At 64.4% G+C, this 3,750-nt stretch carries 4 protein-coding genes; all 4 read left to right on the top strand.

What is annotated here, in order from left to right:
- Nucleotides 1–12: 12 nt before the first annotated feature.
- Entirely contained in the window at nucleotides 13–984 is a 972-nt protein-coding gene (locus A3K89_RS25010; RefSeq protein WP_068432332.1) for a daunorubicin/doxorubicin resistance ABC transporter ATP-binding protein DrrA, read from the top strand.
- Nucleotides 981–1,814 (top strand): ABC transporter permease, encoded by an 834-nt coding sequence (locus tag A3K89_RS25015; protein WP_068432333.1) that lies wholly within the window; start codon nucleotides 981–983, stop codon nucleotides 1,812–1,814. The genes A3K89_RS25010 and A3K89_RS25015 overlap by 4 nt, the downstream gene beginning before the upstream one ends.
- A gap of 2 nt (nucleotides 1,815–1,816) precedes the next feature.
- A complete protein-coding gene (locus tag A3K89_RS25020) occupies nucleotides 1,817–2,668 on the top strand; it encodes an ABC transporter permease (protein WP_068432334.1) in 852 nt (283 codons plus the stop codon).
- 99 nt (nucleotides 2,669–2,767) lie between these two features.
- Entirely contained in the window at nucleotides 2,768–3,658 is an 891-nt protein-coding gene (locus A3K89_RS25025) for a glycosyltransferase (RefSeq protein ID WP_084424125.1), read from the top strand.
- Nucleotides 3,659–3,750 lie beyond the last annotated feature (92 nt).

Genomic DNA, 3,750 nt, shown 5'->3' on the forward strand with positions numbered 1-3,750 from the left:
TACGGAGAATCGATGGCCTTGTCCGAGGACGCAGCTGTACTGGTGGAGGACGTCCACAAGTCTTTCGACGACGTCCACGCTCTCCGCGGGATCAGCTTCTCGGCCCCTCGCGGTTCGGTTCTGGGAATCCTCGGCCCCAACGGCGCAGGCAAGACGACGACGGTCAAGGTTCTGTCGACGTTGATCAAGCCCGACCGAGGGCGCGCTCTCGTCGCAGGACACGACGTGTCCGCCGAGGCGCCGGCAGTGCGGCGGTCGATCATGATGACCGGCCAGTACGCCGCACTCGACGACACGCTGTCCGGGCGCGAGAACATCGAGCTGTTCGGCCGATTGATGGGGCTCGACAAGAAGGCGTCCAAGGCTCGCGCCCAGGCCCTCCTCGAGGAGTTCGACCTGGTCCACACCGGAAAGCGTCCTGTGCGCGGCTACTCGGGCGGTATGCGTCGCCGTATCGACATCGCGTGCGGGCTTGTCGTTCGCCCCAAGGTCGTGTTCCTCGACGAGCCGACGACCGGTCTCGATCCCCGCTCTCGTCAGGGCGTGTGGTCGCTGGTCGAGGCACTGAAGGCGCAGGGCATCACCGTGTTGTTGACGACGCAGTACCTCGAAGAGGCCGACGTGCTCAGCGACAACATCATCGTCATCGACAAAGGCACCGTCATCGCCGAAGGCACGTCGGACGAGTTGAAGGCGATGACGGGCGGCAACTTCTGCGAGGTCGTGCCGTTGGATCCCGATCAGCTGCCCGCCGTGGTGACGGTTCTCGGCGAGCTCGTCCCCGAGGCCGTCGCCAAGGATCTGACTCCCGGCGTCGACCGGTTGTCGATTCCGGCTCCGGACGGCGCAGGCACGTTGTCGGAGGTTCTTCGACGGATCGACCAAGCGGGCATTCCCCTCGCCGACATCGCGTTGCGACGGCCGTCTCTCGACGACGTGTTCCTGACTCTGACCGGCCACACCAACCCGGTTCCGACGCCGTGACCACAGCCGAGAGAGATTCGCGATCCTCGGAGAGCGAGGCCGGCGACGACCGCTCACGTCGACGGCGGTTCGAGCCGTCGGGTTTCGTCCAATGGCGTGTCCTGACTGCGCGGACGGTGCGCACGATGGTCAAGAAGGGTGAACTGCTGGTCGCGGTCATCGCACCGCTGATCTTCACCATCGGCTTCTATCTGCCGCTGAAGTTCGTCATGCAGTTCCAGGGCATCGACTACGCCCAGTTCCTGATGCCGATCATCGTCCTGCAGGCCATGGCGTTCACCGCAATCTCGTCTGCGCAGCGCGCGTCGACCGAGGCCTTGACGGGGTTGTCGACGCGGCTCAAGACGATGCCCGTCGTCATCGGGGCCCCGCTGATGGCCCGCATGACCAGCGCGTTCCTGAGATCCACGGTGACGCTCACCGCCGCGCTCATCTACGGCCACGTCATCGGCTTCCGGTTCAGCGCAGGTCCACTGCAGGCCATGATGTTCGGTGCGACGGCTCTGGCCATCAGCACGGTGCTGTCGTTCGGCGCCGACGCGATCGGCACGTTGTCCAAGAGTCCGGAGGCGACGAGCCAGGCGCTGACGCTCCCCCAACTGATTCTCGGGATGGCGTCGACCGGCTTCGTTCCGGAGACCGGGTTCCCCGAATGGATTCGACCGTTCGTCCGCAACCAGCCGATCTCACAGTTCTCGGCCGCGATGCGAGACATGGCCGAAGGCGCCATCACGTTCTCGGTCATTCTGCCGGCGCTGCTGTGGATCATCGGATTGAGTGTCGTGCTGATTCCGCTCGCTCTGTGGGCGAGCCTGCGACGGAGAGAGTGAGCATGACCGACCTGCACCCGGCCCGTTCGACACCGACATCGACCCTGGATTTCCCCGAGGTCGAACATCCGCTGCCCGAGTCTTCCCCCCGCGCACTGTGGACGCACAGCCTGATTCAGTGCAAACGTCTGCTGATCCGGTGGTCGCGTGACCCGTCGACGATGATTCAGGCGATCCTGTACCCGGCGCTGATGCTGCTGATGTTTCGGGTCGTGCTCGGCAACTCGATCACGCTGGCCACGGGTCAGCCCGCCGTGTACGGACAGGTTCCGCTCATTGCGCTGATCGGCGCAATGTTCGGGTCGATCGTCAGTGCCGTCGGGCTCAAGGGCGAGCGGAACAGCGGTCTGTTGTCTCGCTTCTACACGCTGCCGACGCATCGGGCCGCTGGTCTGCTCGGACGCATGATGGCCGAGGCCGTGCGAGTTCTGGTCACGACGATCGTCATCGTTGCGATGGGCTTCGTTCTCGGGTTCCGATTCAACAACGGCCTGCTGGCTGGAATCGGGTTGATTCTGCTGCCGATCGTGTTCGGTCTCGGCTTCGCGGTGATGGTGACGTTCCTCGCGACGGCCGCCGGAGACGCTCCGCTCGTCGAACTGGTGTCGATGCTGTGCACGCTGCTGCTGTTCTTCAATTCGGGCTTCGTACCCGTTGCGGCGTATCCCACGTGGCTACAGCCTGTCGTCGCGGCGCAGCCGATGTCGTGTGCGGTCGACGCGATGAGAGCTCTGGCGTTGGGCGGTCCCACCCTCGTCCCGGTGCTGCAGACGCTGGCGTGGTCGTTCGGTCTGGTGGCGGTGTTCCTCGTCCCGGCGATTCGCGGATACCGACGCGCTTCGTCGTCGGCCTGACAATCGAGAGCGGCGCCGTACGAGTCGTACCGAACGGTTGTGTGGACTACAGTTCGGACTCGGACCCGCTCCCATCGACGGGCTGACTGCAGGAGTGCCATGTCCGAGGGTCGATCCCTTACCCCGCACGTAACCGTCGTCATCCCTACGAGGAACCCCATCCAATTGCTCGACGAGCAGTTGAACGGACTCGCAAAGCAGAATTATCCGGGAGCCTTCGACGTCGTGGTCTCGGACAACGGAGGCAGCGCGGACATGGCCGACCACGTCTCGAGCCATCCGCTGAAAGATGCGTTGACGCTGACCTACGTGGATTCGTCCGACAGTTCCGGGGCGGCCCATGCCCGTAACCGAGGCGTCGAGGCCGCGACGGGCGACTTCCTGGCGTTCTGCGACGCGGACGACGTCGTACACCCCACATGGCTCGGTGAATTGGTGACCCTGGCGCAGCAGCACGATCTCGTGGGTACCGCCGTCGAGACGACCAGCCTGAATTCAGCGCGTGCCCTGTCCTGGACACCGACCACTCGGCCGGAGCGTCAGGGCAAATCCCCGTTCCTACCCTTCGCCATCGGCGCGAGCCTCGGCTGTTGGACGTCCGTCTACCGCGATCTGGGCGGTATGGACAACCGCTATTCGACCAGCCAGGACGTCGAGTTCAGCTGGCGAGCGCAGCTGGCCGGGTACTCGCTGGGTTTCAGCAACGAGCAACTGGTGGCCTATCGCCTCCGCGACGAGTTCAAGCCGCTGATCCGCCAGTCGTACCGACTCGGTTACGGCTTCGCGAAGCTACAAGGTGACTACCGCGACCGAGGCTGCCCGCCGGTGAAGGTCAGGCGGGTTCTGTACTGGTGGACGTTGCTGCTGTTGGGCAATCCGCTGGTTCCGAGGTTCGTCGTACGCGTCTCGCGAGGCCAGTGGGTCAGAGCGGTCGCCGCGCACACGGGCGAAGTGCGCGGCGGAATAAGGTACCGCACATTCGGGTGGTAGCAAGTTGATTTCTCCAACGTTTGCCGCAATCCTGGTGGGCGACCCCGACGAATCCCCACAAGGGCAACACAGGGAACGCAAAGGAGAAACTG

The organism is Rhodococcoides kyotonense, assembly GCF_001645385.1.
GTDB lineage: Bacteria > Actinomycetota > Actinomycetes > Mycobacteriales > Mycobacteriaceae > Rhodococcoides > Rhodococcoides kyotonensis_B.

Excerpts from the sequence above, each read along its gene's own strand:
- A3K89_RS25010 (WP_068432332.1), top strand. The coding sequence starts at position 13 with ATGGCCTTGTCCGAGGACGCAGCTGTACTGGTGGAGGACGTCCACAAG.
- A3K89_RS25020 (WP_068432334.1), top strand. The coding sequence starts at position 1,817 with ATGACCGACCTGCACCCGGCCCGTTCGACACCGACATCGACCCTGGAT.
- A3K89_RS25025 (WP_084424125.1), top strand. The coding sequence starts at position 2,768 with ATGTCCGAGGGTCGATCCCTTACCCCGCACGTAACCGTCGTCATCCCT.